Below are 26047 nucleotides of genomic sequence, written 5' to 3' on the forward strand. Positions count from 1 at the left end.
GCTTACTGCTTGACAACGACAAAAAAAAAGCATCATAGAGCCATGTCGCTGCATAAAAAATACCTGTTGATCGCCCTGATTGGCACACTTTCGGCCTCAGGCTGCGTCGAGCGCGCCGAATTTGACCGCGAATACGGGCCCGAGCGCACCCTGGTGCGCGACCAGTTCGTCGGCAGCATCTATTTCGGCACTGCATCCTCATCTCTGTCAAAGGCTGCCAACGCAGACCTCGCCCGCATGGCAGCACGCATCGGCGAACGCCGCAACCTCGGCACGCGCGTCGTGCTTATCGGCTACGCGGATCGCAAGCGCGGCGTCGAAGAAAACAGCGAACTTGCGGCCGAACGTGCGCAGCGTGTGGCAATCGCGCTCGAAAAGCGTGGGGTTGAGCTCGAACGCATCATCATCGATTCGCGCCCCGTGCGCGTCACCCGAGCGAAAGAGGCCGAACGCCGCGTCGACATCTACCTCGATGGCACTGCCGCCGCGAGGCCGGGTTCGCTCTACCCGATTCTCGTGGCGTTCTTTTTATTGGTGACTTTCGTACTCGCAGCCATTATCTTTCGCCGGCGCCGGTAAAGCGCCCCGCGTTATGGCGCGGCCTTGATCTGTTCCCAGATTTCTTTGGCGCGCGCCAGAAACGCATTTTCTTCGTCCCGGCTGAACGGCCCCCACAAACCCTTCTGCATGCGGCGCGCGAGTTCGACATACTCGAGCGAACCTGCTATTGTATAGGCCGTGCGTGCTTTGTTCTCAAAAATGCGGATCGACGAACCATCGGGGGTCACGAGCGCCTGCGGCGGTATTTTCGTACCGCCACGAATCATACAGCCTGCCGTAATCATCGCGCCGTCGCCGATCTGTGCATCGTCTAATATGACGCTGCCGATGCCTATGAGCACGCCCCTGCCGATCGTACAGCCATGAATCATGGCGTGGTGGCCCACGAGCGTATAGTCGCCGATCGTGATGCCGCGCTTCGAGTCGCTGTGCAGCGTCGAGTTATCCTGAATATTGACGTAATTGCCCAGAACAAACGCGTTCATGTCGGCGCGCACCACGACTCCCGGCCAAAGCGAAGAGTTCTCACCCATCGTAATGTCGCCATAGACCGTCGCGCGTTCGTGAATGAATGCCGTGGGGTGAATCTTGTCGGCTGTATAGGGCAAGGCTTTCTTGCCGGGGCCTGTTTTGGTTTTTTTCGCTGTTGCCATTCTGTCAGGGCGCTGCCGTAAATTTTCTTTCGTATATCGCGTAATCGCCTTCGCGCTGGCTGATATAATAGAGCTTTTTGCTGCGCACATCGACTACGGGAAAAAGGTCGTTGCCCGGCGAATGGGTAATCTGGTCGACCCGGTTCTTACCCAGCGAGACGGCATAGATATCGTTGTTGCCAGAAACATTCGAAACGGCGAAAATCAGCAGGCCCTGCACATCGGCGGTCGGCTGAAACGTGAAGCCACCCGGCCCGAATATCGGTGATATCTTCTGCGACGATCTCTCGAGCTGAAAGAGCGAGAACGAGCTGCCTGCGCGGTTCGAATAGAAAAACACATTTTGCCCGTTCGACGAATAGACCGGGCCAAAGTCAAAATTCTGCTCTGCCGTCAGCCGGGTCTCTTTTCCGGTAGCAAGCGCCATTTCATAGAGATTGTATTTATTTTCCCGTTTCGAATAGTAGATGAGGTTCTTGCCATCGGGTGACAGCGAAGGAAACTCGCACCACACGCGGCGGTCGGTAATCTGCGTGACCGCCCCGTCGGCGAGGTTCACCTTTTTAATCGAGCCAGAACCCACTTCGTTGATGAAAAAATATATTTCTTTGCCGTCGCGCGAGAACACGGGCTGCGTCTCGAGGTATTGCGTCTTCGTGACGGTGTTTTTTTCTTTGGTTTCCAGATTGTAGGTAACGATGTCTCCCTTCTGGTCGCGGTAATCTGAACTGAACGCGAGCAGCTTGCCGTCAGGTGAGACAGCGAGGGTCTGTAACTTACCATACTCGCCGAAAACGCGCACCGGCTCGCCAATCGTGAGCGCCGCGCCATGCAGTATCCAAAAAGCGGGCACGACCGCCAGGGCAAGCGCCAGCCCTGCAACGGCCAAGGGTCTCATTCTGCGTGGTCGGCGTGCCGGGGGCATACGCCAACCTACAGAAGCGGTTTAATTCAGCAAGCCTCTACTGAAGAGCCCCATAAGCCCGGGGGTGAGCCTACGCGCCAGATCGAGCACTTTCGATGTCGGCCCTGGCAGAATGAAGTCTGTTTTATTCGCAATTGCCTTGATCGTTTCTTTGATGACATTTTCGGGGGATTCAATCAGAAACTGCGGGTAATCGCTCACGTCAACATTGACGCCGAACCGTTCTGACTGCAGGATCGCTGTGCGTGTAAAAAACGGGTGCACAGTCGAAACGAAAATGCCCGACTTATGGTACTCTTCGCGAATCGCATCAGAGAAGCCCTTGATGCCGTGTTTTGAAGCCGTGTAGGGCGCGCCACCCGGCAGCGGCACAATGCCTGCCACCGATGAAATATTCACGATATGCCCGCTGCCGCGCGCCTTCATGTCGGGCAGAAAATAGTGGCAGATGCGCATCGGTGAAATCAGGTTGATGTTCATGAGTTTTTCCCAGCGGTCGAGCGGCACGTCGCCGAAAGCCCCTGCCTGTGCAATGCCTGCATTGTTGATGATCATGTCTGGGCAGGGGGTGAACTTTTTTACATCCGCCAAAAATCGCTCGGTGCCTTCTTTGGTGCCAATGTCACCGGCGATCGTGCCGAGAACCTTGCCCTTGCCGCTATAGGTCTTGAAACGGCTTAGCGATTCGAGTTTGACATCGGCGAGAATGAGTTCGCCGCCGAGGTCTAAGAGCTGCGTGGCGAATTCGCTGCCGAGCCCGCCCGACGCGCCGGTCAGCAGAATGGTTTTGCCTTCATAATAATGCATGGTGCGCAGCATAAAAACTTGAACAGAGTGTCAATTATTTCGTAGCGCTTTCGACCATTTGCGTTGACGTGCGACCATTATTTCTGTCGTTTCGGGTGAATGCTCGCGCGATGCAGAATTATTCTCTTCACTGCCGGTTTTGCCGCTGGCCCTCTCTGCCTGCATGCTTTACCCGGGGGATTGCACACACAATCGACGCGGGGCACCGGCTATGACTCGGAGCCAAGGCCGCCGACTGACTGTATGCGCAGTAATCAATGCGCAGCGGCAACCTATGGTCAAGAAAGCAAAAAAGAACGTAACCACCAAAAACTCTGCGCTGAAGCCCTGCGCGAACTCGACACGCGACCGCAGCCGGGCACGAACCTGAAGCTGAGTAGCTGTTACCGCTAAACTCTTTACCGTGTGTCTCGAGCACTGTATGCTACTGCCGTGCATTCAGCTTTTGTCACTTACATCAAGGGTCTTGGCGCGGTCTTTGCGGTGCTGCTGCGGCTCGCGGCCGCCGGATTGGCAAATTGGCTGAAAGCCCGAGCGGTCAGCATCGCCCTGGTTCTGGCAGGCGGTGTGCTCATCGCAAGCCTCGCGCACCATGTTATACCCTCGGCTCTCGGCAGTTGGTATGCGCACCTCGACGGCAATAAATCTTCATTGGCCTCATTCTGGCGCGGCTTCGATGCGGCTTGTGGCACGAATATCTGCCGCCATGTTTTTCCCTCGCCGATTCGCCACTATGAACTGCACGTCAAAGAAGAGGCAGGTTTTCAGAAGTATATTGCTGAATTGAAAACCGCTCAGGCCCGCCAGGCGGATCTCAAAAGTGCTGCGCCTGCGCAAAGATTCGTGCGCAATTTTTTACCCTCGCGCGCGCAGGCGTACGCGGGACTCACCCGCGTGCGCGGGCCAGAAGAAGTCACGGCAATCTATCTCACAGGCACCTCGGCGCGCCCGGGCAAAGTCGACAAATACCTCGAGTTCACCAGAGCACAGGGCATGTCCGGCGTCTGCTTCGATATCAAAGACGTTTATGGCTTCGTGAACTATAAAAGCGAATTGCCAGAAGTGAAAATGACGCAGGGCAAGACGCAGCCACCGCTCGGCGATCTGGCACCGCTCGTGGCATATTACAAAAGCAAGAAGATCTACACCATCGCGCGTGTCGCTCTGTTTCAAGACGAGCTGCAGGCGGGCAAGTTTCCCGACCGGCAGATTAAACTGCAGGCAGGCGGCCCGCTCAGAACCAAGGGCCGAACCGTGTGGGTTGACCCCAACAAAAAGGCCGTGCAGGATTACAACCTCGCAATCATTCGCGAAGTGCTCGCCTCAGGCGTCGATGAAATTCAGCTCGATTATGTGCGCTACCCAGCCGAAGGCGACTGGAAAATCGCGGCCTACCACGACCTGGGTGATTTTTCTGAAAAGCCAAGAGTTATCACTCGCTTCTTGCAGCGCGTTCACGCGCTCACGAGGTCTTATGGCGCCTACCTGTCGCTCGACGTTTTTGGCGTCGTCGCCTGGCAAGAGCCGCTCGATATCAAAAGCACAGGGCAGAACATGCATATTCTCGGCCAGGCAACCGACGTGATCTCGCCGATGCTCTACCCCTCTCACTTCGGCTTCTCGTTCGGCGGGGTCAATAACCCGGCCGACAAACCGGCGCTCTTTCTCGAAGCGGGCGTAACCAAACTGCGCGAGATCAACAAAACACAGGTGATTCGTCCCTGGCTGCAGGCATTCAAGTGGCGCGTGAGCAACTACACCCCGCAGTACATCACCGAACAGATTCGCGGATCGAAAAAAGCCGGCGGCCAGGGTTACCTGCTCTGGAATGCAGGCAACATATATGAAAGATTCTCAGAACCTGTCCCCTCCCCCTAACCCCCTCCCCGCACGCGGGGAGGGGGATGCCGAAGGCAGGGGGTGGGGACACGAATGAAAGACTTCTGGCCAGAAGAGTATGCCGATCTCAATTTCGATTTACCCGAAGAACTGATTGCAACACACCCGGTAGAACCCGCCGACCATGCGCGCCTCATGATAATCGATCGCGTGCGCGGTACGATCACCCATTCGCGCTTTGATAAACTATCCGAGATTCTGCGCGCCGGCGATGCCATCTTCTACAATGCCACGCAGGTCGAAGCCCGGCGGGTATATCTGAAGAAACCCGATGCTGAGAAGACTTTTGAATGTGTATTTTTGAAGAGTGTCCCCCCTCCCGACCTCCCCCCGCTAGCGGGGGGAGGTGCCGAAGGCAGAGGGGGGACATGGCAAGTACTCATGCGAGGCATTCGTCGGCTCAAAGACGGCCAGGTGTTGCAGGCGGTGAAAGACCCTGCGTTTGAATTTCTGCTGCACCGCGCAGACGACAAGATATTCGTCACCACGCATCGCCCGCTCGGCGCAGCAGACTTCGCGCGCATCGGTGAAATGCCGATACCTCCCTATATGCGGCGCGCGGCAACCGCCGACGAGGCCGACACTTACCAGAACTTCTTTAAGCACCAAATCGCAGAAAAAGAAAAAGTTCAAGGTTCAGCGGCTTCGCCGACTGCAGCGCTGCACTTCACCACAGGCCTGCACATGAAGCTGCGCGAACAGGGTGTGGATCTCTACCCGCTCTGCCTTGATATCGGCTACGGAACCTTCGCGCCCCTCACAGCCGAAAATTTTTCACAGGGTGAACTGCACGCAGAACATTACTATATCCCCCCCCTGACTGCAGAGAAATTCGCCGGTGCAGTAACCGGCAGAAAGATTGCGCTCGGCACGACTTCGCTGCGTTGCCTGATTTCGTACCAGCGCTCTGGTAAAGCCGAGGGCGAAACGGCGCTATTTGTGACGCCGCGCGATAATGTTTCAGGCATCGACGGACTCATCACCAACTTTCACCTGCCGCAGTCGAGCCTGCTTCTGCTCACCGCCGCAGTCTGCAGGCGCGAACTTTTGGCCCAGGCCTACCGCGCGGCCATTCGAGAGCGCTACCGGTTCTATTCGTATGGCGATGCCATGCTGATAATTTAGTTTCACGGACACTGCGCTTGCGCCCAGTATCCGCGGCATGCTTCTGGCGCTCATCTATCTGCTGGCCGCAGACCCCATCAAGACGCCCAACCCCAACAAGGTTGCTGATTTCGCTGAGATCGAGTCGCGCATCTACCGAGTCGAAATGCTCGAAAATTTCGAAGAGCGCGAAATTTCTGAAATTCTTTTGCCGCAAGAAAACCAGGCCGCGGTGCGCCTCGCGCGTGAGCTCACGCCCCCGGTGAGCGAGTCGACGCAATACGCGAGCGTGCGCGTAGAAGGACCCGAAACGCGCCGCGTTCGGCTGCAGTTCAAAACACCCCGTGAGGTGAAAGGCTATTGCCGTGCATTCACCTTCTGGCTAAATGTTGAAAAGCCGCACGCGCGCCTGACTCTGATCGTCGAAGACAGCGACCAGGTGCGCCATTTCATTGACAGCGGCGACCTGCAGTTTCGCGGCTGGCGCAAAATGCGCCTGCCCGTCGCGCAGCGCATTCGCCAGCACGACCTCTACCTTGGTGAAAAGTCGGCACTGAAGCTCATTGGGATAGAGATCGTCTTCTCAGCCAAATACACCAAAGGGAAACTACCGCTGATTCTCATCGACGAAATTGCCGCTGAGGTGAGAGACAAGTACCAACTGCCGCCTGAATTGAAGAAGTAGGCGCCCGCGTCAGCCACGCCTGTTCAAATATTCCACTGCCTTCTTCAGCCCCTCTAATGTCAGATCATACATCGGAAAAATCTCAGCGATGCTTGTGAGCGTCGATGCCGCAAACGGCGTACGCCATTCTTTTTCGCTCAGCGGGTTCAGCCAAACCGAATGCCTGAACCGAAGCCTCAGCGCGCGCAGGCGTTCGATTGAGGGTTCGTACTCTTCTTCACCGTAGTTGATGTTGCCGTAACGGCTGTAGAGTTCGCCGGGAGCCATGCTCGCATCACCAATGATGAGAACCCGCGTCGACGCGTCTTCTTTCAGAATCTGTGAGAGCTGAACCGCTTCGGTGCGCGTGTCGTCTTTATAGACATACCCGTAAATCGTGTTGTGGAAAAAGTACGTCTTGAGCGACTTGAGCTGCGCCGACATTTTCTGAAAGATGAGGCGTGTGAGTGGCACATGCTGCAGCATCGAATGCCCGCCGTTGTCGATGAGCAAAATGACTCTCAGCTGGTCACGCAAGGGTTCGGTAAACACAAGCTCGATGTCACCTGTTCTGCCCGAACGGTAGACACTTTCGTGAACATCGAGCTCGGCTGCTGCACCATGCTTCTGCAGGTTCTTTAGCAGAGCCAGAGCCTGCCGCAAGTTATCATGACTCAAAGTCTGCCGCGAAGAATACGCGATGTGGCGTCGCTCGCCGATAACTTTTACCGCTGAGAAATTGCGGCTCTGGCCAAAAACCCGCACGCCATTCGCCGAATGTCCCGAATGCCCGAACGGTGAGTTGCCGCCAGTACCGACCCACTTGCTGCCGCCGTGGTGCTCTTTCATCTGTTCGCGCAGGGTTTCCCAAAACTTCTTCATCAGCGCGTCGATATCCATCTCGTGGTGGCGAAACGGCACCTCGCCGCGTTCGCGCGCCTCGCGCAGCCAGTCTCTGAACTGGCGGGTTTCGAGCAGTGCATAGTCGTCTTCGGCAACTGCGGGAATATTCATGTCATAAAAGTGATTCAGAAAGACGCGTTCAAAGGTATCAAGGTCTTCGCGCTTTTTGACGCACACAAGGCGCAGCAGCAAGAACAGGTCGTTGGTGTTTTGCAGCGGTACCTTTTCCGGTGCGCGGTAAAACTCGAGCACCTGGTCGGCGCCGATCGCGAGGCCAGCGTCGCGCAGGGAGTAGAAGAAGTTGAGAAACATGTGTTTAGGTTATCATCTCGTCACGATCCTGATAGGCGTGAGCTACCGCCTCGACGGCACTCTCTAGTTCTTCTTCGGCGCGATCACTGAGTACGATCTTCTTCAAGATGTCCGTATTTTTTTCTGAAATCTTCAAGGCTTACGAATTGGGTTTTCCCCTCGTCGAAACGGGCCGTTCTTTTCTTCATCTCTTCTTGCCAGTGGGCTTTCGTCTTTGGCGGAATTGTCTGGGTCTCGCGCCAAAGATACATTGCGAGCTCATTTTTTTCAGCCAGATCAAGTTCTTTTGTGGCTTCCTGAATTCGTGCCAGAGCGCTGCTCATAGTTCAGTATGAGCCGATTTATCCGGGCGGGCAAGCCTTTTTCTCCTCATGTGATTCATGCTTAGCTTACTCTCCTTTGATTTTCCTTTGTCCCCGAAATGCCAGCAGGTCCGCCGCGCGTTTAAGCAAGATGCCCGGCAGTGGGGTGCGTTCGACCTCTTCGACGCTGTAGCCGCGCCGCCTGATGGCATCGATGTATTGTATGAGCTCGCTCGTCGCCGGCGCCTTCTCAAAGCAGCGTGACCTAAGTTCGTAAAAAATCCTCAACGCTGCTTCTAGCACCGGCCCTGAGAATTCAGGAAAATGGAGCGCGAGAATCTGTTTCATTTCGTCGACGGCGGGAAAGCTGATGTGATGGCAGAAGCAGCGGCGCAGAAACGGATCAGAAAGTTCGCGTTTCGCGTTTGAGGTGATAATGATAACCGGCTTCTGGGTCGCCTTAACGCGTGTGTTGGTTTCGCGAATCGTGAATTCAGAATCTTCGAGAACGTCGAGCAGGTTGTCTTGCACGTCTGACTCGGTCTTGTCGATTTCATCGAGCAGAAGCACCTTGCGCTTCTCTGAACGAAACGCGCGGCCGATCGGCCCCCAAATGATATAGTCGTCGAAGTTCTGCACGTTGCGCCCCGATTTCGCGTCGGGAAAACGTGAGTCATTGAGCCGCAGCACCGTGTCTTGCGTATAGCACGCCTCTTCGCCGCGAAACGTCGACTTCGCGCGCAAAATTTCCATTTCGAGACCGAGCGCTTCGGCAATTGCAAATGCAAGCTGCGTTTTGCCGGTGCCTGGCTCGCCGGTCAAGAGCAGCGGCTTTTCCATCGCGAGCGCCATGTTGACGATCTCTGCGAGCTCGTCTGAAATGTGGTATTTGCCGGTGCCGGTGAATTGCATGGGTTGAATTTTCACTTTTCGACGCTGCGCCAAGCCAAACGGGCTTTTGATTTTGCCATCATGCAGAAAGACAAGGCGAAAATTGCGTTACTTGAAAAGCTGACAACAGCGAAAAAGAAAGTGAAGTAGCGGCAGCGCTATTTGATTTCAAAGCGCACACCCGACTTCAGGCAGTGCCACCGCGCACGACACCGATAATGACGGAAACAAGACCACCGACCACGGCCATAAGAAAAAGTACTGCGTGACCCGTTGCAGACCAGAGCGACACAATCATTGACAGCCCACTGAGTATCAAGCCGCCGAAAAACCCAGCTGCGACGAGCCACCAGTTGGCATCACGAGCGCCGCCAGAAGCGAGCAGTGCAAAATTAAACGCCAGAAAAGATACCAGCATCAGAGCTTGCCCCAGAAAAGCCTGAAAGAACCGCTCATGTCTGAACATTGCAAGCACCCCCCAGACGAACCACACAATAGCCATGGTCGAAATTACCAAATAGAGCCAGAACCCCGATCGCACGCGACGGTCGACGACTGACTCTGACGGGTTATGATCATTCACAAACACATTCAAATGCTGTCCTTCTTCGTACTTCGCCACATTCGAACCGATATTCCAACGCGCAAACGGGCCATAGCGGCGTGAGCTATATGTCTTGCCGTCGAACTCATAAGAATATTGCAGCAGCTCGCGCAGGTTTGCAGGGCCAAAACCATCGCTGTCGTCATCGGGCAGAGTGTCAAAGAGAGCATGCGTCACGACGCCGCTTGCCTCAGACCAGTTCTGCGCGCGGTAGAGTTGGTAACTGTCGCGAATGAAGTGCCCACCGAACCAGAGCGCAGTCGAACCAGAGAGCAAAATGATGGCGATTGCGGTTTTCTTGCCGATCTTAAGTCGAGCCAGCATGCGGTAGCTGTGAAAATCCATAGCTATGCGACAATCGCTATGGATGCGAGCGTCGCGTGGGGGTCAGGCAACAACAAAACTTGACGAAATGTTCAAGTTTCTTTATGCGTCGCACTAGCTGTAGCTATGGAAAAACGCAGCTAAGGAGCCCCACATGGCAACGAAAGTTAAGGAAAACAGCCAACCCGCTCAGCGCGAGCACTTCGACCAAGCTCAGCACAAGCACTTCGACGTGCTCATCATTGGCGCCGGCATTTCGGGCATCGGCGCCGCCTGCTATCTCAAACGCGAGCTGCCGGGCAAAAGTTACGCGATTCTCGAGCGCCGCCAGGCAATCGGTGGCACGTGGGATCTATTCCGTTACCCCGGCATTCGCTCTGATTCAGACATGAACACCTTCGGCTTCGGCTTTCGCCCCTGGACAGAAACACGTGTGCTTTCAGACGGGCCTTCTATCAAAAAATACGTCGAAGACACAGCGAAAGAATATGACGTCACGCGCCACATTCGTTTCGGTACCAGAGTCACCAGTGCGAAGTTTTCAAGCAAAGACGCAACATGGACCCTCGAAACCCAGAGTGAAACCGGTGGCGCAGCGGCGACCTACACCGCGAATTTTATCATCGCCTGCACTGGCTATTACAACTACGACAAGGGCTACCAACCTGAGTTTCCCGGTGAAAAAAGTTTTAAGGGCCAGTTGATCCATCCGCAAAAATGGCCAGAAAACCTCGACTACGCCGGGAAAAAGGTTGTGGTGATCGGCAGCGGAGCTACCGCCGTCACGCTGCTGCCCGCGATGGCTGATAAGACCGCGCACATCACGATGCTGCAGCGTTCGCCGACGTATATCGTTTCGATTCCCTCGAATGATTTTCTCTCGCAAACACTGAGGCGTTTCTTGCCCAAGTCGTGGGTTTACCAGATGGCGCGCGTGCGCAACATCGCGCTGCAGCGCCTCATCTTCATGCTCGCCAAAGCCCGGCCCGATGCGATTCGCCGCCTCATTCTCGGCGGCGCGAAGCGCGAGCTCGGCGATGCGGTCGACATTAAACACTTCTCGCCGAAATATAACCCGTGGGATGAACGACTCTGCGTCGTGCCCGACGGTGATCTTTTCAAGACGCTGAAATCGGGCAAGGCATCGGTCGTCACCGACCAGATCGAAACCTTTACCGAAACCGGCATCAAACTCAAGTCGGGCAATGAACTCGAGGCAGACATCGTCGTGAGCGCGACGGGCCTCAACGTCGAACTCATGGGCGGCGTCGAAGTTGAAGTCGACGGGGCAAAGGTTCCGGTGACACAGCGCGTGACTTACAAGGCAGTGCTGGTAGAAGGAGTTCCCAATGCGGCGATTATTTTCGGCTACACAAATGCCTCGTGGACTTTGAAAGTCGACATTGCCTGTGAATACATCTGCCGTCTGCTTAAACACATGGATAAAAACCACCAGCGGGTGGTTGTTGCGCGTGCAAAAGATGAGGTCAAGACTGCCGACACGGTGATGGGTGGCCTCAATTCGGGATACATCCGCCGTGCGATCGATAAGCTACCCAGGCAAGGCACGCATGGCGTGTGGAAGGTTTCGAACGACTATATCTCTGACAGCGCGATGCTGAAATTTTCGCCGATTGCCGACGAAGCGTTGGAATTCAGTTAGCAGGCATCCGAAACCTGCTAACTGAATTCTTTAATCGCAGCATCGGGCGTCTCGAAAATCGGAAACTGCGTTTCGGCTTTCGTGACTTTGAAGACCTGCATCACTTTGCTCGAGACGTGCGTGACGCCGAGATTGCCGCCATATTCACGCACGGCTTTTAGAAAATGAAACATCGCGCCCATTGCCGATGAATCCATGTGGTCGACGAGTTCGAGATCGAAGACCACGATCTTGGGCTTACCGGCCAGCGCCTCAGCGACCATTGCCCGAAACTGCGGGATCGCATACATCTGCAACTGCTGCTCGGTGATGCGAATGACGAGTGCTTCGTCGTGGCGGCTAACCTCGATCATAGGCCGACAATCGGGCGGCCGGTTGAAAATGTCAACAGTAAACGGGCTGTTTGCCAAGGCTGAATGGCCATGGTTTCTGGCAATCAGTCTTGCGCACCTGAGTCATGGTATGGGCATTGCCCCATGGAAATGCTATTCGTCATTCTCGTCTATTTTTCAAACGGCAACTTTCAATCGCTCGAAGTGATTGAAATGTCACGCGCCGAGGCCGAACTGGGGCCGAAGAAAAACAGCAATGCATCGTGCGAAGTTGCCCTCGCGAAGCCTCTCGCAGCCCTGCGCAACAAGTCAGTCAAGAAGATGGCGCAGCGCAAGATTCACTATGCATGCCTCGGTGCCAGCCAGGTAGGCACCCTTGAGTCTCTCACGAACCAATCGCAAAGCTGGCCGGCAGTCACCGGCAAATAGACTCTATCGCATGACGAGCACGCCGGCGAGACCGCCGTGTTCGGTGCGAAAGTTCGTCGTCTGCCCCTGGTAATAGCGCGCCATGAGCCCCAAAATTTCGCCGGCGTACGTGTAGACGCGCACGTCATACTTGAGGCTTGTCTCGCCCGATACCTGCCGCGTGCGCGGCGCAACGTAACGCTGTGCAATGTAGTTCCCGGCAATGATATGCTGCCAGACCTTTGTGGTCAGCTTGTCGCCGCGGTAGACACCCTTGCCGCCGTAGCCGTCAAGCGGCTTGAAAAACCACTCTTTCTTCTGTGACCACAACAAATCGGCGTTCGCGGCTGTGACAAAAACTGTCTCGGGCAAGTGCGCGCGCACTGTCGCCAGGTCGGTCTGCGGCATGTTGGTCGCAGCGTCTGACCAAAAGAGCGTCAGGTTCGCCTTGTTGGCGTAAAGCGCATGCACCGCCGGGTTGGGGCTCACGGTCGCGAGCCCCTGTTCATAAATCTGCTTCAGTGTCGCTGATGATGGTTGTTCAAACGCAAAATCGGTCAGGCGGTTATAGATAAAATCAAGGGGGATCTCATTCGCGTAAGCAACATTTTCCCTGATCGAGAGTGCCTCGGGTGTAACGATGACTGCGTCAATACCGTGGCTCTGCAGCATCTGCTGCACGAGCACAAACTCCGAATAGAAGAATTGCTCGCCCGGGTTTTCGTCTACGATTGCGACCCGCCCCAGCGGCCGACCGGGAAAACGCAGCGCAAATTCGCGGCGGAACATATCAACAATCTTCACGCTGTCGAAAGCAAAGCCGGGGTATGACAGGTAGCCCGGCAGGCCTTCACAACACTGCATCATCTCTTTTTCAGCATGCAGTCCCAATAATGCACCGGCGGCATTCGTGTTAATTTCAATCAGTTGCGGGCCGTTATCGGAGATATGAAAATCGTATGAATTGAAGATGCCTCTTTCTATCCGCTTACCTTCTACGGGCGTCAGCCCATAGAAGGTAAGCCTCTCATGGGCCTCGATGAAGGTCTGCATCTGGTGCAGGTCATTTAAAGACAGAAAGTGCGGGTGCTCGCTGAAATAGTGCGCGTGCTCTATTTTGCTTTTGTCCAGAGTCGAGCAGTGGCAGTGCTCGTTGAGGTAGTCGGCGCTCAGCAGCACTCGTTGGCCTCGCGTTTTTCGTCGATTTCAGCGAATACAGAATCGAGATTCGCCCTGAATTTCGCCAGCGCCTTGTAGTCGATACAGTAGCAGACTTTGGGACCGTCGATCGCGCCCTTGATGAGCCCTGCATCTTTCAGTTGATTCAGGTGCTGCGACACGGTCGACTGCGCCAGCGGTAGCTCTTCGACGATATCGCCGCACATACAATCCTGCTTTGCTGCCAGCAATTTCAGAATGGCGATGCGAGCCGGATGTGCAAGAGCCTTCGCCATCGAGGCGATTTGCTGCTCATCACGGCTGAATTCGACGCTCTTGCTGATCATACTTTCATTATCGTATTTTTACGATGAATCGACCACAATATCTTCATAGCTATGCGGCCCCTTCCAAGCGCTTCTTGTAGCGCAGCGCGAAACCCACCAGGAGAATCAGCGCCGGTACCTCGATCAGCGGACCGATCACCGCGGCGAACGCGGCACCTGAGTTTATACCGAAGACCGCGATCGCCACCGCGATACCGAGTTCAAAATTGTTGCCGGCCGCCGTGAACGCAAGCGAGACTGATTTTTCATAGTCCACCTCTGCACGGCGGGCGAGGAAAAATGCGCTGAAGAACATGATACCGAAATAGATGAGGAGCGGCAGCGCGATACGCAGTACATCCGCCGGAATGCGTACAATCAGTTCGCCCTTATAGCTGAACATGACGACGATCGTGAAAAGCAGTGCCACGAGTGTTACCGGGCTTACCTTCGGCAGGTATACCTGTTCAAACCATTCTTTACCCTTGAGGCGAATCAAAACCTTGCGGCTTGCGACGCCGGCCGCAAATGGAATGCCGAGGTAGATGAGCACGCTCTCCGCAATTTGTCGCATGGTGATGTCGACAGAGGCTGCCTTGAGGCCAAAGAGCGGCGGCAGTACGGTCACGAACACATACGCATAGACGCTGTAGAAAAGAATCTGGAAGACGCTGTTGAAGGCAACGAGGCCCGCAACGTATTCGTTGTCGCCGCGCGCGAGATCGTTCCACACAATCACCATCGCAATGCAACGGGCAATGCCAATGAGGATCAGCCCCGTCATGTATTCGGGTTTGTCGGGCAAAAATATGACCGCGAGCGCGAACATGAGTATCGGCCCCATCAACCAGTTCTGCACCAGCGAGAGCGCGAGCACCTTGCGGTTCCGGAATACCTCAGATAATTTGTCTGTCTTTACTTTTGCAAGCGGTGGGTACATCATGAGAATGAGGCCCGCTGCAATCAGGTAGTTTGTCGAACCGCTCTGGAAAGCTCCCAGCGCTTTGGGAGCATCGGGGAAAAAGTAACCGATACCGACGCCGATACCCATCGCGAGGAAAATCCACAGCGTGAGGTAGCGGTCGAGAAAAGAAAGTCGCTTGCCTGTCATTTAGAGATTCTGCTTCACGAAGTTTTCGCAATATTCTTTGATCATCTGCCGCACGCGCGCGAATTCTGCGGTGATCTGCTCTTCGGTGCCTGTCGCCTTTGCCGGGTCGGGAAAGTTGTGGTGGAACTTCTGCGCCTTCGAGGGGAAAACAGGGCAGCGCTCTTTCGCATTATCGCACACCGTGATGATGAGATCAAAATCGAAAGCCTGTGGTGAGCCTGTCGAACCCATGTATTCATTCACATTGTTCGAGGTGTGGTGCGAGATGTCAATGCCGTCGGCCTTCATCGTCGCGATCGCGCGCGGGTTCACGCCGTGCGTCTCGACGCCCGCGCTGTAAATTTCAGCTTTACCCTTCGCGAAGTGCTCGAGGTACCCATGCGCGATCTGGCTGCGGCAGCTATTGCCGGTGCACAAAACAAGAATCTTCTTCATGAGCGGCGCTTCAGACGGCGGAGTTATATTGTATATCGTAAATATACGATATATGAGAGTTGGCTTGAATAGTTAGTCAGGGTGGTGGGCCGGGTAAGGCTTTCGCGCTTTCCTATGGCTTTCCATAGCAGGGTGATGGGGCGTTGTCGAGACGGCCAGCCGGATTGTGGACCCCTGCTGTGGAATTCCATAGCAGGCAGATTGGGGTAAGAATTTCACCACCCGCTATGGATTTTCATAGCCCGGCGGCAGCGGGTATTGCCCTTCCCAGGGCCACATGCGCGCCTCGGGGCTGTGCGGGTAGCGCTCGACAATCTCTTCCATCGCCGCGTGGAATGCGTCCTTGTCGCCGAAGCGCAGGTAGTACGCCATGCCGCGGGTAAAAATCAGCTGCGGGCCGCGCGGGTCATTCTCGCGCGCTGCAAAGCGGGCATCGATGAAATCGATGACTTCTTCGTAACGGCCCTTGTGCAACAGGTAGCGCGAACGACCCAGGGCGCAGACCGTTCTGAAATCCGCAGTGTCGAGCGGGCCTTCGGAAAACCAGAGCAGTTTGCCGTCAGTGTTGAGAAAATAAAATGACGGGGTCCAGAGTGCGGCGTAGCGCGAACGCACTGCGCGGTCGGTCAGGATGTTCTGTCTCAGTGGCACGAACTGTTCACCCAACATCGTGACGGTTGGGGCATCGGAAAACACGAGGTGGTCCATCTTGCTGCAGCCCGCGCAGTTCTCGCGGATGAACTGGAGTACGATCGGTTTTCGCGAGCGTTCGGCTTCGGCGAGTGCTTCTGTGTAGTCATGGAGCCATCGTATTGTTGGCATACCTTCGCGATCTCCGCTTGCCCTGGGCCGAAAAGGAGTTTTTCCCCGATCGTCGCGATCGCGTCTATGGGATAATACTTCGCCTGTCTTGCCCCAAATACAGATGAACTGCGAAAATTTAGTCCCGATATATCGGCCAGCCGCCGAGGTGCCCCTAAGAGACAGGTAGACCGCACAGAAACTTCCCGGCTTTTCATAATGGCGAAACCCGCAAAGCGCTTGTCAGCGTCGGGCGGTGATAAAGCGCAGAGTTGATTTTCTGCCTATAATCGACATGACGAAACTGGATTCACATTCGCGCATGACTGAAACCAGCTGGGAAATGCGTCTCGCCCGCGGTGGCGCGATTTTTGGGGTCGTTGGCGCATCTATATTCTTTTTGCTGCGCTCGCAGGTGCTCGGTCTTGCGTTCGGCGGGGTAGACGCCGCGCTCATCTCTCTCGCGTTAGCATCTGGCGTAGGTTTAATTTTCAGATTCACGGCAAACAGACTGGCTTTTGTTGTCTCGTACGGTCTGCTCACCCTCGGGTGCGTCGCACAGATGTATCTGCCCGAGCCGCGCACCATTACGCAGCTCGTGCTCGTCACCGGGTTGGTTTTTTCGGCCATTTATTTTCGCTTCATGCGCACGCTGCCTGCCCTGGCGATTTGTTTTGCGGGCTTTCTGATCGCAGGGGAACTTGCATACCAGCATCCGCAGGCGAACAAAGTTTTGCTGCCCGACGGATTTTCGCTGCGTGGCCTCTGGCTAAATGCCGCGGTCGGCTTCTTGCTGCTCAACGGCCTCATCGCCGCAACGCTCTCTTACGTTGTCACGGTGCTTGAGACAAGCCGCCGGCGCAGCGAAGAAAACGAACGGCTGCTAAAACTCTTCACCGAACTTTCATCAGACTATGTTTACCAGATCAACCTCGGTGTGCCGGGGCTTATGCCCGAAGTTTTTGCCGGCTCTTTCGAGCGCACTACCGGTTACACGCTCGACGCGCTGCGCAAAAAAGGGGGCTGGCTCGCGGTGGTTCACCCTGACGACCGCCAGAGACTCGAACATGTGACGCCGAAGCTGCTGGCTGGCGAAACTGTCGTCACTGAATACCGTATCATCAGCGCAACGGGTTTGGTCATCTGGCTGCGAGACCGCATCAGGCCGGTTTACGATGCGAAAGGCGAAGCTGTGACGAAACTCATGGGTGCCGTGACCGATATAACAGAGCGAAAGGCTGCCGAAGAGCAGGTAGAAAACCTCGCTTTTTACGATCCGCTGACGGCGCTGCCGAACCGGCGACTGCTGCTCGACCGTCTTGAACAGGCGCGTGCGCTGAGCACCCGCACGGGGCAGCACGGCGCGTTACTCTTTATCGATCTCGATCATTTCAAGAACCTGAACGATACGAAAGGCCACGAGGCGGGCGACCAGTTACTGATTGAGCACGCGCGCCGGCTGACACTGTGTGTGCGTGAGGGTGATACCGTCGCCCGGCTCGGCGGCGATGAATTCATTGTGATATTGGGCGAGCTGCCTGCACAGGCCGAAAAAGCGGCAGAAGAAGCAGCAGACCTCTGCCAGCGCATTTTGCAGAAACTGAGCGAGCCGGTGACGCTGACGTTTCGCACGATGACTGACTATGAGAACACCTGCAGCATCGGGGTGGCGATGTTTTCGGGACACATCGTCAGCGTCGACGAACTGCTGCGCCGTGCCGACATGGCAATGTACCAGGCGAAAGCCGACGGACGTAATCTGTTTCGCTTTTTCGATCCGCAGATGCAGAAGCTGCTCGGTGAAAGGCTCGCACTCGAATCTGACCTAAAACAGGCGCTTGCGGGCCGCCAGTTTGAAATTTATCTGCAGCCGCAGCTTGCCTCTGACCGTCGCGTCACCGGCGCCGAGGTGCTGCTGCGCTGGCACCACCCTGAACGGGGTCTGGTTTATCCGGGTTATTTTATCACCGCCGCCGAACACACGGGCGCGATACATGATATCGGCGTCTGGGTCTTCGAACAGGCGTGCCTGCTGCTGACGAAGTGGGCGGGCGGTGCAATAACCCGCGCTCTGACTCTGGCAGTCAATGTCAGCGCGCGGCAGTTCAGGCAGGCTGATTTTGTCGACCGGGTGCGCAGGCTGCTGCAACAGACAGGCGCAAACCCGAAGCTCATAAAACTCGAGCTGACCGAAAGCCTCGCACTCGATTCAGTCGACGAGACGGTCGCGAAAATGCTTGCGTTGCGCGAACTCGGCCTTGCGATCGCACTCGATGATTTCGGCACGGGCCAATCATCGCTCGCCTACTTGAAGCGGCTACCCCTGAACGAACTCAAAATAGACCAATCTTTTGTGCGCGATATCACGACTGACCAGAACGACGCGGTGCTCGTGCAGACAATCATCGGCATGGCGCAAAACCTCAATCTCGAAGTCGTCGCTGAGGGGGTAGAAACCGAGCAACAGTTGGATTTTCTCGTTAAACATGGCTGCCCCGCCTACCAGGGCTTTTTCTTCAGCGAACCGGTGCCAGTCACCGAGTTTGAAAGAAAATTCGCCGCATAACCCTGTCACGCGAAACCATGCACCTTGACCCGAACTTTGACCGCGGGCGCTGACCACCCGCCCGAAACGGTACCCAACAGTAAACCCGCGAGGTGCTTCACCTGCGCCCTGATGGGAGCGACAAACGGGAAGAGGTTGCCGTCGACTTCGGCGCCATCACCGATCGCGTAGATACCGGCAACCGAGGTCTGAAATTTTTCGTCAGTGACAATGCCCCGGTTCACTTTGAGGCCGGCAGCTGCGGCGAGTGCCGTGCGCGGTCGAAAGCCGACGGCGACAATTGCCGCATCAACCTCGATGTCGCCATCCGCGTGGCTCAGCAGCGTACGACCGTTCTCGCGGGTAAACGTAGTCACCATGGTATTCAGCATAACTTTGATCTTCTGCTGCTGCAGATGTTCGGCAAGCCGCGCAGAATCTTCGGGGCTAAAGATGCGCTCCATCAGCCGGGCGACGGCATGCACCAGTACCACTTCGTCGCCCGCTTTCGCCAGGTCTGAGGCGATCTCGCAGCCAATGAGTCCCCCGCCGACGATTGCCCAGCGGCGCGCGCCGCTGTCGCGGAGTTTTCTGATCGCGACCGCGTCATCGTAGCGGTTGAGGGTCAGAAAGTTCTGCTGGTAGGGCAGCCACGGCGGCGGCACAAACGCCTCAGAGCCGGTCGCCAGCACCAGTAGATCGTAGTCGATTTTTTTGCCGCCCTCAAACAGAACCTGCTTTGCCTCGGGCAGAATCTGCGTGACAGTCTTGCCGGCGATGAAGCGAAACTTTTGCTGCAGGCTTGCGACGTCGCTGAGCACGGTGCGCCCGAAGACTTCTTCTGACGCGAAGGCATGCGACAAGAGCGGGCGCGAGTAATACCCCGATGTCTCACCCGAGACCACCGTGACGGAAAATTTGCTGTCTTGCGCCAAAAGCTCCGCCAGGCCAATGCCTGCCATGCCCGAACCGATGATGACTACGTTACTCATGTTTGCTCTCCTCGATATATTCAGACTCTTGTCACCCTGAGCTCGTCGAAGGGTGCTCCCCTTGTCTGCGCGTGCTTAGTGAGGCTTTCGCCTCACTAAGCTCGTTCAACCAATTCAACCATTTCAAAGTCAGCTTTGCTCACACCGCAGTCGGGGCATTCCCAATCTTCGGGAATGTCTTCCCAGCGGGTGCCGGGCTTGATACCGTCTTCGGGCAAACCCTGTGCTTCGTCGTAAACGAAGCCGCAAACAACACATTTGAACTTACGCATTTTCTTCTCCTTATCTATTCATTGCGGTGGCTATTTCGCCGCCACTGCACTCAACGTCGTTTCGTAGCGCTTCGCGTGTTTCTCTTCAACCTTCGCCAGAGCAGCGAAACGTTTTGCGGCAATTTCGAGTGTGCGCTTGAAGAGACCCGCATGGTCTTTCGACTCGCCGATCTGTTCGTCGAATTCGGCAGCCGCCGCGCTGTTGCCCTCTTCCACTGCTGCGTGGCGAAACTTCGGGTACATCTCGGTGTACTCGTACGTCTCACCCTCGATCGCATAGCGGAGTACCTCTTTCACGCCGAGCTTTTCACGTGGGAAAAGCAGCTCCGCATGGCCGAGCGCATGCTGTATCTCTTGCGCCGCAGTTTCTTCGAACACCTTCGCGGTCGCCTCGTCGCCCTGCTCGCGGCAGATGCGCGCGAAGTGCAGGTACTTCATGTGTGCCATCGATTCACCGGCGAAAGCCGCCTCGAGGTTTTTCACGGTCACTGATTCTTGTTTTGTCATTTTTCCTCCCTATTAACCCAGCCAGAGCCGGATTATATATTAGACTAAGTCTAATATATACCTTATTTAGACTTCGTCTAATTTTTGTTTAGTTTCGGCTGAACTGCGGATTCGGGTAATATTCACCGAAATGCGGCACACTCAGCATCGACGCCGCGCGAAAATAGGTTATGGGTTGCCGTGCTGCGGCGCGATTTCGGCCGAAATCGCGCGGATGAATTTTTTAAGCGGCTTTAGCGAAGGCCCATGGTTGAGCGCATGACAAACGCTGCGAGCTTTGCGCTGACGGCATTCGGCGCGGCCCCGCCCACAGCGGTGATGGCTTTATTCACAGCCCCTGGCACACAGACTGTTTCGCGGGGTTCCATAGCCGCGAGTGAGTCGCGCACCACTTCACTCGATTCCATCCACAGAAAAGCGGGAATTCCCCCTTTTGCAATATCAGCCTTCTCGTGAAACTCGGTGTGCGTGAAGCCGGGGCAGAGCACCTGCATGTAGACACCCTTGGGCCGCACTTCTTCGGCGATGGCTTCGGTGAAGTAGCGCACGAAAGTCTTGGTGGCAGAATACGTCGCCGAGTAGGGTGCGGGTTGATAGCCGGCCACAGAGGCAACGTTGATGATGCTGCCGTTACCGCGCTGCGTCATGGTGCCGAGCGCCGCATGCGTCAGCCGCACGACAGTGTGAATATTCAGCTGCACCTGGTCGGCTTCACCCTGGCGTGGCAGGTCGGCGAAGGCGCCGTACGTACCAAAACCTGCGTTATTCACGAGTAATGCGATGTCGGGCTTTGCAACGCGTTCTTCAACGCGCGCCACGTCTTCTGCGTTGAGCAGGTCGGCGGTCATGGTTTCGCATTCAGCACCGCGGCCTGCGCACTGGTGCGCCAGGTCTTGCAAAAGGTCAGCGCGCCGGGCGACGAGTACGAGGTTATACCGTTCGGCGAGCTGCAGCGCGAATTCTTTGCCGAGGCCGGCAGAGGCACCGGTGACAAGAGCAAATGGTTTGTCGTTCATGCTATTTCTCTTGCCATGTGTTTTTCGCGAGATACGCCGCGATCTCCCACAGGCCCTGCTCGTGCGTCTTCACGGGGGCGAAGCCGAGCACGCGTTTGATCTTTTCGTTTTTGAAATCGTTGTCGGCACCGACAAGCATGAGCGCCTGGCGCGTGAGCGGCGGGCGACCTGCAAGCCCGAGCGTTTTCCACGTCAGCTCGCCACCGGTTGCTGCGATCTCTGCGAGAAAACGCGGTATACTTTTGGGAGCGTCTGCTTTGATGAAGTCGGCGATCGAGCTGAAATAGTCATGCCAGGTCACGGTGTTGTCGTCGACTGCGAGAAAGATTTCGCCGCGGGGTATATCCGCCTTTGCCGTGAGCAGCAACACCTCGACGACATTGTCAACGAGCACGAGGCCTGCGCGACCCTTACCGCCGTCGATGAGACCCGGCACACCCTTCGCGAGCACACGCGCCACTTCAACGACCCACGGTTTCGAACCGGCACCGTAGACATTGGCCGGGCGCACGATGCGAATGTCAGCTTTATGCTCGTGCGCGTACTGCAGCGCGATGCGTTCTTGTTTCTGTTTGTATGCCATGTAGTGGCCGTTGGCTTTACCATAAGGAGTTTCTTCGGTAATGGGGCCTTTGCCGATCTGGTCTGCGTACACGACCACTGACGTGGTAATCACGAGCCGCGTGCCCGCGACGGCGGCAAGGCGACAGATCTCTTCACTGTGCTTCAGCGCCTGCTGAAACTTTTCCTCTTTTTCCCAGTCAGAGACGGGAAAAGCGAGATGAAAGATGAAGTCTTTCTGTGAGCAGAGTTTTTTCAGTTCAGCTGCATCGCCCAGATCAGAGTTCACGCAGGTAACGCTACTCCATTGCGGAAAAGCAACACCCGGCAGATCAACCGCGGTAACCTTTGCCCCTTCAGCGACGAGCTGTTCGACGAGCTTGCGGCCAATGAAGCCAGCAGCCCCGGTGACCAGAATCTTACTGTTTTGAAAACGCATGCGCAATACCGCGCATAGCAGACAGGCAGAAAATCGAAATGGTAAGGGTACACGCCGATGCAGATTTTCTCAATCTGAATCGGCGCAGGTGCGATTTATTTCAACGGCTTAATGCCGCGCAGAATGCGCGTCAGACCCTTCTGGTATTTCTTGAGGCCTTCTTCTGAGACCATACCGAAAACCAGCAGTTCTTTGTTCTTGGGAGTCTGAATGACCAGAATACCGAGTTCGACATTGTGCCCTTCGACAGTGCCTTTGCCGTCGATTGACAACGCCTTCATGCCGTTAATTTTTGTTTGTTTAGCTTCGTCGTGCGACAGGTTCTGAACAACTTTGTTGAGTTCACCGTCGAGTGCGCTGAGGGCCGCTTCCATATTGTCTGCGTCCATAACCTGAAAGAACATATGGGCGTGACCGTCTTTGGTCTGCGCATGTAGCGAATTGGCATCGCCTGAGACATCCCAGCTACCGGGAATGTCGACGACCACGCCAGAGTCTGGGTGGGGGTACTTTTTGGCGCTGACCGTACCCGCAAGAGCGAGCGCAAGACAGAGCATGATAAATTTTCTCATTGAATCTCATTAAAACATGGTGTTCGTTTGCGGCAATCTGGCAATGGGGCCGCCATACGGTCAATAGCAAATTTGTGAAAGTCGGCGGTGAATCGCCGCGTATTCTCGTGTACATTCGGTATAGAGTCTGCGCTTCGGCCTATCGACAAATAAGGAGTCTACATGTCTGTTAAGAAAATTCTCATTCTCACCATTGCGGCCTCGATGCTGGGCCAGAGCGCCATTTTTGGCGCCAAAAAGCTGACAAGCAGCGCACCGCCAAGTGGCAGCGCTTTTCGCCAGGGTGCGCTTTACCTGGGTGGCGGCATCGGCCTGGGTTCGGGTCTCGGTTATCTCGGCGGCGCCGCGCTCATGGCGAACGCAGAGTACGCGCTGACCAATGAAATCGGCATCGGCGGCACAATTGGCTATTGGGGCTACAGCGAATCTCTCAACGCGGGCGGTAGCACGGTAAAATACAGCTACTCGATCGTGCCCATCGTAGTTTCTGGTGCTTTTCACCTGCCGATGAAAGTGTCGAACCTTGACCTTGGTGTGGGCATTTCACTCGGCTACTATGTGGTGAACTCGTCAGTCGAGACGAACGTCTCTGGCGTCGGCTTTGCTTCTGCCTCGGGCAGCGGCATCGCATGGGGCATCTTCGGTCTCGCGCGCTACTTTATTAACGACACGATCGCCCTGCGCGGCAAAATCGGTTACGGCATCACCCTACTCGAAGTCGGCGTCGATTTCCGTTTCTAACTTTCAGTTCTGCGGTAACCCTTCGCGGTTACCACAGTGACCCAAATGCCTGGTATCAAAAATATACTCGGTGGCTTTTCGGCAGCGCTGGTGGCTCTGCCGCAGGCGATCGCGTTTGGCGTCACCGTTTATGTAGCGATAGACCCATCGCTTTCAGGTGCCGGTGCGATTGCGGGCATTCTCGGCGTCATCGTGCTGGGCATCGTCAATGGTTCTGTCGGTCGCAACCCCATTCTGATCAGCACCCCCTCGGCGGCAGCGACAGCATACCTCGCCGCGATGATAATTCAGCTCAAAGGCCAGTTCACAGGACTTTCGCGCGAACAACTGCTGCTCATTCTTTTGCTGACGGGCATCACCGCAGGTTTGCTGCAGCTGCTGCTCGCGCTCTTCAAGGGTGGCAGGCTCATCAAGTTTGTGCCATACCCGGTGATTGCAGGCTATCTCAGTGCCGTCGCGGTTATCATCTTCTTCGGGCAGATCGCACGTGCTTTTCCCGAACTGCATATTTCGCGCTGGTCAGAGTTTTCCTGGCAGATTTTTCACTGGGTGAACCTGCCGGTGCTGGTTGTCACCGTCGCCATGGTTTTCCTGGCGGCAAAAATATCGAAGCGTGTGCCGGCGCCGATCATTGCGCTGAGTGGAGGCATGGTGACGTTTGCTCTGATTGGTCTCACCGACGGTTCACTCTTCGATACGGCGAATAGCCCCTACCTCGTGGGCCGCATCAGAACCGATGGGCAAATAATCAATCTGCCGCCATGGCAGTTAATCGCCTCTATCTCCCCCGCAATCTGGCCAAAAATATTCGCCTCGGGTGCGATGCTGGCGATGATTCTCTCGGTCGATACGCTGAAGACGATGGTGATTCTCGATAACTTAAAGCACGTGCGCGCCGACAGCGATAAGGTGCTCAGGGGGCTCGGTGTGGCCAACACTGTTTCATCATTAGTGGGAGGTATGCCTGGTTCTGGCTCTGCCAACTCTTCGCTCATCAACATGAACTCGGGTGCCAGCCATTGGTCGTCGGTGGTCTATTCGGGCATTTTCGCCATGGTGATCCTGCTTTTTCTTTCAGATTATGCCGCATACATACCGATCGCTGCGCTTGCAGGCCTTCTGGTCGCGAGCTCGATTCGGCTGTTTGACACGAGTATCTTTCAACTGCTCAAGAAGCGCAGCACGCGGCTCGATTTTGCCGTGGCGATGCTTGTGATTATTACGGGCATCACGTATAATCTCATTGTCGCGGCAGGTGCCGGTATCGCGCTTTCGATTTTGCTCTTTGTGCGTAACCAGATTCGCGACACGGTGATTCGCAGCAAAACCCGCGGCGACCGCAAGTTCTCGAACAAGAGCCGCATGCCTGATGAGATGCAGGTGCTGCGCGATCACGGGCACGAGACCATCATCTATTCACTCGGGGGTAATCTTTTTTTCGGTACCACCGACCAGCTCTACCGCGATATCGAAGCAGAACTCAAGACCAGCCGCAACGTGGTGCTGTCGTTCAAAGAAGTGCACTCGATCGACTTTACCGCAGTGCACATGCTTGAACTACTTGATAGCGTCGTGCACAAACAGGGCGGTGAATTGCTGCTCTGTTCTCTTGTCGGTGAGCTGACGCGCGGTGTGGATTTCGAAGGTTACCTGAGCCACGCGGCTGTGGCGCATAAAGAGCCGCACTGGCGCATTTTTCCCGATGCGAATACCTCGCTCATGTATCTCGAAGAGAAAATACTCAGCGAACACGGCCAGGGTATTCACAAGAAACTGACGTTTGCTCTCGGCGAAATGGATATTTTTTCAGGTTGTGAAGTACACGCGATCAGCGAGCTGCAAAACATCGTAAAGACGCAGAAATACGAATCAGCGCAACAGGTATTTTCTCAAGGCAGCCACAGTGAAGAGCTCTACTTTATCGGGCACGGGGTCGTCGATATTGTTCTGCCGGCTCACGACGGCCCGGCACGCAAACTCAGTACGTTTGCGCAGGGTGACTTTTTCGGCGACATGGCATTTCTCGACAGCGAAGAGCGTTCTGCCGACGCAATTGCAGCTGCGGGTACAACGCTCCATGCGCTGAGCCGCGCTGATTTTGAAAATTTCTGCGCAAAACACCACAAATTCGGCGAAATATTTTACCGCAACCTCGCACGCATTCTTGCACACAGGCTGAGGCAGTCGCACCACGAACTACAGTCAGATATTTGAGCAAA

Annotated in this window: 29 protein-coding genes; 10 read left to right on the plus strand and 19 right to left on the minus strand. The window is 55.5% G+C overall.

Translation table 11 applies throughout. From position 1 onward, the window contains the following. Window positions 1–42 precede the first annotated feature (42 nt). Window positions 43–579, plus strand: a complete 537-nt coding sequence (locus TURPA_RS03890; RefSeq protein ID WP_014801978.1) for an OmpA family protein — start codon at window positions 43–45, stop codon at window positions 577–579. Between the two features lie 11 nt (window positions 580–590). Here the strand turns inward: TURPA_RS03890 and TURPA_RS03895 are convergent, their stop codons facing one another. The 3 genes from TURPA_RS03895 to TURPA_RS03905 form a co-directional block, all read right to left on the minus strand. Continuing rightward, window positions 591–1094, minus strand: a complete 504-nt coding sequence (locus TURPA_RS03895; protein WP_245536825.1) for a gamma carbonic anhydrase family protein — start codon at window positions 1092–1094, stop codon at window positions 591–593. 124 nt (window positions 1095–1218) lie between these two features. Further along, the gene (locus tag TURPA_RS03900) at window positions 1219–2112 is read right to left on the minus strand and encodes a TolB family protein (protein ID WP_014801980.1); all 894 of its coding nucleotides are present in this window, start codon (window positions 2110–2112) and stop codon (window positions 1219–1221) included. A gap of 48 nt (window positions 2113–2160) precedes the next feature. Continuing rightward, the gene (locus TURPA_RS03905; RefSeq protein ID WP_157210387.1) at window positions 2161–2946 is read right to left on the minus strand and encodes an SDR family NAD(P)-dependent oxidoreductase; all 786 of its coding nucleotides are present in this window, start codon (window positions 2944–2946) and stop codon (window positions 2161–2163) included. A 243-nt stretch (window positions 2947–3189) separates the two neighbouring features. Here TURPA_RS03905 and TURPA_RS23320 point away from each other — a divergent pair, with 243 nt between their 5' ends. Genes TURPA_RS23320 through TURPA_RS03925 form a run of 4 tightly spaced genes read left to right on the plus strand, consistent with a single transcriptional unit; the run spans window position 3190 to window position 6634 of the window. Beyond that, the gene (locus TURPA_RS23320) at window positions 3190–3339 is read left to right on the plus strand and encodes a hypothetical protein (RefSeq protein WP_157210388.1); all 150 of its coding nucleotides are present in this window, start codon (window positions 3190–3192) and stop codon (window positions 3337–3339) included. A gap of 39 nt (window positions 3340–3378) precedes the next feature. Then, complete coding sequence (locus tag TURPA_RS03915; protein ID WP_014801983.1) at window positions 3379–4824, plus strand: putative glycoside hydrolase; 1446 nt, start codon at window positions 3379–3381, stop codon at window positions 4822–4824. A 54-nt stretch (window positions 4825–4878) separates the two neighbouring features. Further along, entirely contained in the window at window positions 4879–5970 is a 1092-nt protein-coding gene (locus TURPA_RS03920) for an S-adenosylmethionine:tRNA ribosyltransferase-isomerase (RefSeq protein ID WP_014801984.1), read from the plus strand. Window positions 5971–6007: 37 nt separating this feature from the next. Beyond that, complete coding sequence (locus TURPA_RS03925; protein ID WP_014801985.1) at window positions 6008–6634, plus strand: hypothetical protein; 627 nt, start codon at window positions 6008–6010, stop codon at window positions 6632–6634. A gap of 9 nt (window positions 6635–6643) precedes the next feature. On the opposite strand, the gene TURPA_RS03930 is transcribed toward TURPA_RS03925, so the two are convergent. The 4 genes from TURPA_RS03930 to TURPA_RS03945 all read right to left on the minus strand — a co-directional run bounded on the left by TURPA_RS03930 (window position 6644) and on the right by TURPA_RS03945 (window position 9949). Continuing rightward, window positions 6644–7828, minus strand: coding sequence for a hypothetical protein (locus TURPA_RS03930; protein WP_014801986.1), 1185 nt, complete (start codon window positions 7826–7828; stop codon window positions 6644–6646). A gap of 83 nt (window positions 7829–7911) precedes the next feature. Further along, window positions 7912–8151 carry an addiction module protein gene (locus TURPA_RS03935; RefSeq protein ID WP_014801987.1) on the minus strand — a complete coding sequence of 80 codons (240 nt, stop codon included), beginning with the start codon at window positions 8149–8151 and terminating at the stop codon, window positions 7912–7914. Between the two features lie 66 nt (window positions 8152–8217). After that, window positions 8218–9042, minus strand: a complete 825-nt coding sequence (locus TURPA_RS03940) for an AAA family ATPase (RefSeq protein ID WP_014801988.1) — start codon at window positions 9040–9042, stop codon at window positions 8218–8220. A 166-nt stretch (window positions 9043–9208) separates the two neighbouring features. Next, window positions 9209–9949: a DUF3592 domain-containing protein gene (locus tag TURPA_RS03945; protein WP_157210389.1), complete on the minus strand. Its 741-nt coding sequence runs from the start codon at window positions 9947–9949 to the stop codon at window positions 9209–9211. A 154-nt stretch (window positions 9950–10103) separates the two neighbouring features. Between TURPA_RS03945 and TURPA_RS03950 the strand changes: the two genes are divergently transcribed. Next, window positions 10104–11612, plus strand: a complete 1509-nt coding sequence (locus tag TURPA_RS03950; RefSeq protein WP_014801990.1) for a flavin-containing monooxygenase — start codon at window positions 10104–10106, stop codon at window positions 11610–11612. A gap of 17 nt (window positions 11613–11629) precedes the next feature. Here TURPA_RS03950 and TURPA_RS03955 read toward each other — a convergent pair whose 3' ends face one another. Then, window positions 11630–11965: an STAS domain-containing protein gene (locus TURPA_RS03955; protein ID WP_014801991.1), complete on the minus strand. Its 336-nt coding sequence runs from the start codon at window positions 11963–11965 to the stop codon at window positions 11630–11632. Window positions 11966–12088: 123 nt separating this feature from the next. On the opposite strand from TURPA_RS03955, the gene TURPA_RS03960 reads away from it, so the two are divergent. Beyond that, window positions 12089–12373, plus strand: coding sequence for a hypothetical protein (locus TURPA_RS03960; protein ID WP_014801992.1), 285 nt, complete (start codon window positions 12089–12091; stop codon window positions 12371–12373). 3 nt (window positions 12374–12376) lie between these two features. Here TURPA_RS03960 and TURPA_RS03965 read toward each other — a convergent pair whose 3' ends face one another. The 5 genes from TURPA_RS03965 to TURPA_RS03985 all read right to left on the minus strand — a co-directional run bounded on the left by TURPA_RS03965 (window position 12377) and on the right by TURPA_RS03985 (window position 16204). Next, window positions 12377–13531 (minus strand): ATP-grasp domain-containing protein, encoded by a 1155-nt coding sequence (locus tag TURPA_RS03965; protein ID WP_014801993.1) that lies wholly within the window; start codon window positions 13529–13531, stop codon window positions 12377–12379. Continuing rightward, window positions 13522–13857, minus strand: a complete 336-nt coding sequence (locus tag TURPA_RS03970) for an ArsR/SmtB family transcription factor (RefSeq protein ID WP_014801994.1) — start codon at window positions 13855–13857, stop codon at window positions 13522–13524. The genes TURPA_RS03965 and TURPA_RS03970 overlap by 10 nt, the downstream gene beginning before the upstream one ends. 49 nt (window positions 13858–13906) lie before the next feature. Continuing rightward, window positions 13907–14947, minus strand: coding sequence for an ACR3 family arsenite efflux transporter (gene arsB, locus TURPA_RS03975; RefSeq protein ID WP_014801995.1), 1041 nt, complete (start codon window positions 14945–14947; stop codon window positions 13907–13909). After that, window positions 14948–15382 (minus strand): arsenate reductase ArsC, encoded by a 435-nt coding sequence (locus TURPA_RS03980; RefSeq protein WP_014801996.1) that lies wholly within the window; start codon window positions 15380–15382, stop codon window positions 14948–14950. 225 nt (window positions 15383–15607) lie between these two features. Beyond that, window positions 15608–16204, minus strand: coding sequence for a thioredoxin family protein (locus TURPA_RS03985; RefSeq protein WP_014801997.1), 597 nt, complete (start codon window positions 16202–16204; stop codon window positions 15608–15610). Window positions 16205–16439: 235 nt separating this feature from the next. Here TURPA_RS03985 and TURPA_RS21385 point away from each other — a divergent pair, with 235 nt between their 5' ends. Next, window positions 16440–18749 carry a putative bifunctional diguanylate cyclase/phosphodiesterase gene (locus TURPA_RS21385; RefSeq protein ID WP_053332112.1) on the plus strand — a complete coding sequence of 770 codons (2310 nt, stop codon included), beginning with the start codon at window positions 16440–16442 and terminating at the stop codon, window positions 18747–18749. Between the two features lie 5 nt (window positions 18750–18754). Here the strand turns inward: TURPA_RS21385 and TURPA_RS03995 are convergent, their stop codons facing one another. The 6 genes from TURPA_RS03995 to TURPA_RS04020 form a co-directional block, all read right to left on the minus strand. Then, on the minus strand, window positions 18755–19720 hold the full coding sequence (locus TURPA_RS03995; protein ID WP_014801999.1) for an NAD(P)/FAD-dependent oxidoreductase: 966 nt from the start codon (window positions 19718–19720) through the stop codon (window positions 18755–18757). Window positions 19721–19815: 95 nt separating this feature from the next. Continuing rightward, complete coding sequence (locus TURPA_RS04000) at window positions 19816–19992, minus strand: rubredoxin (RefSeq protein WP_014802000.1); 177 nt, start codon at window positions 19990–19992, stop codon at window positions 19816–19818. Window positions 19993–20022: 30 nt separating this feature from the next. Continuing rightward, a complete protein-coding gene (locus TURPA_RS04005; RefSeq protein WP_014802001.1) occupies window positions 20023–20499 on the minus strand; it encodes a rubrerythrin family protein in 477 nt (158 codons plus the stop codon). 233 nt (window positions 20500–20732) lie between these two features. Further along, entirely contained in the window at window positions 20733–21515 is a 783-nt protein-coding gene (locus tag TURPA_RS04010) for an SDR family NAD(P)-dependent oxidoreductase (protein WP_014802002.1), read from the minus strand. Window position 21516: 1 nt separating this feature from the next. Further along, window positions 21517–22515 (minus strand): NAD-dependent epimerase/dehydratase family protein, encoded by a 999-nt coding sequence (locus TURPA_RS04015; RefSeq protein ID WP_014802003.1) that lies wholly within the window; start codon window positions 22513–22515, stop codon window positions 21517–21519. A 95-nt stretch (window positions 22516–22610) separates the two neighbouring features. After that, a complete protein-coding gene (locus tag TURPA_RS04020) occupies window positions 22611–23087 on the minus strand; it encodes a hypothetical protein (RefSeq protein ID WP_014802004.1) in 477 nt (158 codons plus the stop codon). A 162-nt stretch (window positions 23088–23249) separates the two neighbouring features. Here TURPA_RS04020 and TURPA_RS04025 point away from each other — a divergent pair, with 162 nt between their 5' ends. After that, on the plus strand, window positions 23250–23828 hold the full coding sequence (locus tag TURPA_RS04025; protein ID WP_014802005.1) for a hypothetical protein: 579 nt from the start codon (window positions 23250–23252) through the stop codon (window positions 23826–23828). A 45-nt stretch (window positions 23829–23873) separates the two neighbouring features. Then, entirely contained in the window at window positions 23874–26042 is a 2169-nt protein-coding gene (locus tag TURPA_RS04030) for an SLC26A/SulP transporter family protein (protein WP_014802006.1), read from the plus strand. Window positions 26043–26047: the final 5 nt, after the last annotated feature.

The sequence above is a fragment of the Turneriella parva DSM 21527 genome, from assembly GCF_000266885.1.
In the GTDB taxonomy this organism is placed as follows: domain Bacteria; phylum Spirochaetota; class Leptospiria; order Turneriellales; family Turneriellaceae; genus Turneriella; species Turneriella parva.

What these genes read in the sequence shown, in the direction of transcription:
- TURPA_RS04025 (WP_014802005.1), top strand. Translation starts at nt 23,250, where the DNA reads ATGTCTGTTAAGAAAATTCTCATTCTCACCATTGCGGCCTCGATGCTG.
- TURPA_RS04010 (WP_014802002.1), bottom strand. Translation starts at nt 21,515, where the DNA reads ATGAACGACAAACCATTTGCTCTTGTCACCGGTGCCTCTGCCGGCCTC.
- TURPA_RS03925 (WP_014801985.1), top strand. Translation starts at nt 6,008, where the DNA reads ATGCTTCTGGCGCTCATCTATCTGCTGGCCGCAGACCCCATCAAGACG.
- TURPA_RS03955 (WP_014801991.1), bottom strand. Translation starts at nt 11,965, where the DNA reads ATGATCGAGGTTAGCCGCCACGACGAAGCACTCGTCATTCGCATCACC.
- TURPA_RS03980 (WP_014801996.1), bottom strand. Translation starts at nt 15,382, where the DNA reads ATGAAGAAGATTCTTGTTTTGTGCACCGGCAATAGCTGCCGCAGCCAG.
- TURPA_RS03905 (WP_157210387.1), bottom strand. Translation starts at nt 2,946, where the DNA reads ATGCATTATTATGAAGGCAAAACCATTCTGCTGACCGGCGCGTCGGGC.
- TURPA_RS04005 (WP_014802001.1), bottom strand. Translation starts at nt 20,499, where the DNA reads ATGACAAAACAAGAATCAGTGACCGTGAAAAACCTCGAGGCGGCTTTC.
- TURPA_RS04020 (WP_014802004.1), bottom strand. Translation starts at nt 23,087, where the DNA reads ATGAGAAAATTTATCATGCTCTGTCTTGCGCTCGCTCTTGCGGGTACG.
- TURPA_RS03900 (WP_014801980.1), bottom strand. Translation starts at nt 2,112, where the DNA reads ATGAGACCCTTGGCCGTTGCAGGGCTGGCGCTTGCCCTGGCGGTCGTG.
- TURPA_RS04030 (WP_014802006.1), top strand. Translation starts at nt 23,874, where the DNA reads ATGCCTGGTATCAAAAATATACTCGGTGGCTTTTCGGCAGCGCTGGTG.
- TURPA_RS03920 (WP_014801984.1), top strand. Translation starts at nt 4,879, where the DNA reads ATGAAAGACTTCTGGCCAGAAGAGTATGCCGATCTCAATTTCGATTTA.
- TURPA_RS03895 (WP_245536825.1), bottom strand. Translation starts at nt 1,094, where the DNA reads ATGGGTGAGAACTCTTCGCTTTGGCCGGGAGTCGTGGTGCGCGCCGAC.
- TURPA_RS04000 (WP_014802000.1), bottom strand. Translation starts at nt 19,992, where the DNA reads ATGCGTAAGTTCAAATGTGTTGTTTGCGGCTTCGTTTACGACGAAGCA.
- TURPA_RS03960 (WP_014801992.1), top strand. Translation starts at nt 12,089, where the DNA reads ATGGAAATGCTATTCGTCATTCTCGTCTATTTTTCAAACGGCAACTTT.
- TURPA_RS03945 (WP_157210389.1), bottom strand. Translation starts at nt 9,949, where the DNA reads ATGCTGGCTCGACTTAAGATCGGCAAGAAAACCGCAATCGCCATCATT.
- TURPA_RS03995 (WP_014801999.1), bottom strand. Translation starts at nt 19,720, where the DNA reads ATGAGTAACGTAGTCATCATCGGTTCGGGCATGGCAGGCATTGGCCTG.
- TURPA_RS03950 (WP_014801990.1), top strand. Translation starts at nt 10,104, where the DNA reads ATGGCAACGAAAGTTAAGGAAAACAGCCAACCCGCTCAGCGCGAGCAC.
- TURPA_RS04015 (WP_014802003.1), bottom strand. Translation starts at nt 22,515, where the DNA reads ATGCGTTTTCAAAACAGTAAGATTCTGGTCACCGGGGCTGCTGGCTTC.
- TURPA_RS23320 (WP_157210388.1), top strand. Translation starts at nt 3,190, where the DNA reads ATGCGCAGTAATCAATGCGCAGCGGCAACCTATGGTCAAGAAAGCAAA.
- TURPA_RS03935 (WP_014801987.1), bottom strand. Translation starts at nt 8,151, where the DNA reads ATGAGCAGCGCTCTGGCACGAATTCAGGAAGCCACAAAAGAACTTGAT.
- TURPA_RS03940 (WP_014801988.1), bottom strand. Translation starts at nt 9,042, where the DNA reads ATGCAATTCACCGGCACCGGCAAATACCACATTTCAGACGAGCTCGCA.
- TURPA_RS03985 (WP_014801997.1), bottom strand. Translation starts at nt 16,204, where the DNA reads ATGCCAACAATACGATGGCTCCATGACTACACAGAAGCACTCGCCGAA.
- TURPA_RS03930 (WP_014801986.1), bottom strand. Translation starts at nt 7,828, where the DNA reads ATGTTTCTCAACTTCTTCTACTCCCTGCGCGACGCTGGCCTCGCGATC.
- TURPA_RS03890 (WP_014801978.1), top strand. Translation starts at nt 43, where the DNA reads ATGTCGCTGCATAAAAAATACCTGTTGATCGCCCTGATTGGCACACTT.
- arsB (WP_014801995.1), bottom strand. Translation starts at nt 14,947, where the DNA reads ATGACAGGCAAGCGACTTTCTTTTCTCGACCGCTACCTCACGCTGTGG.
- TURPA_RS03970 (WP_014801994.1), bottom strand. Translation starts at nt 13,857, where the DNA reads ATGATCAGCAAGAGCGTCGAATTCAGCCGTGATGAGCAGCAAATCGCC.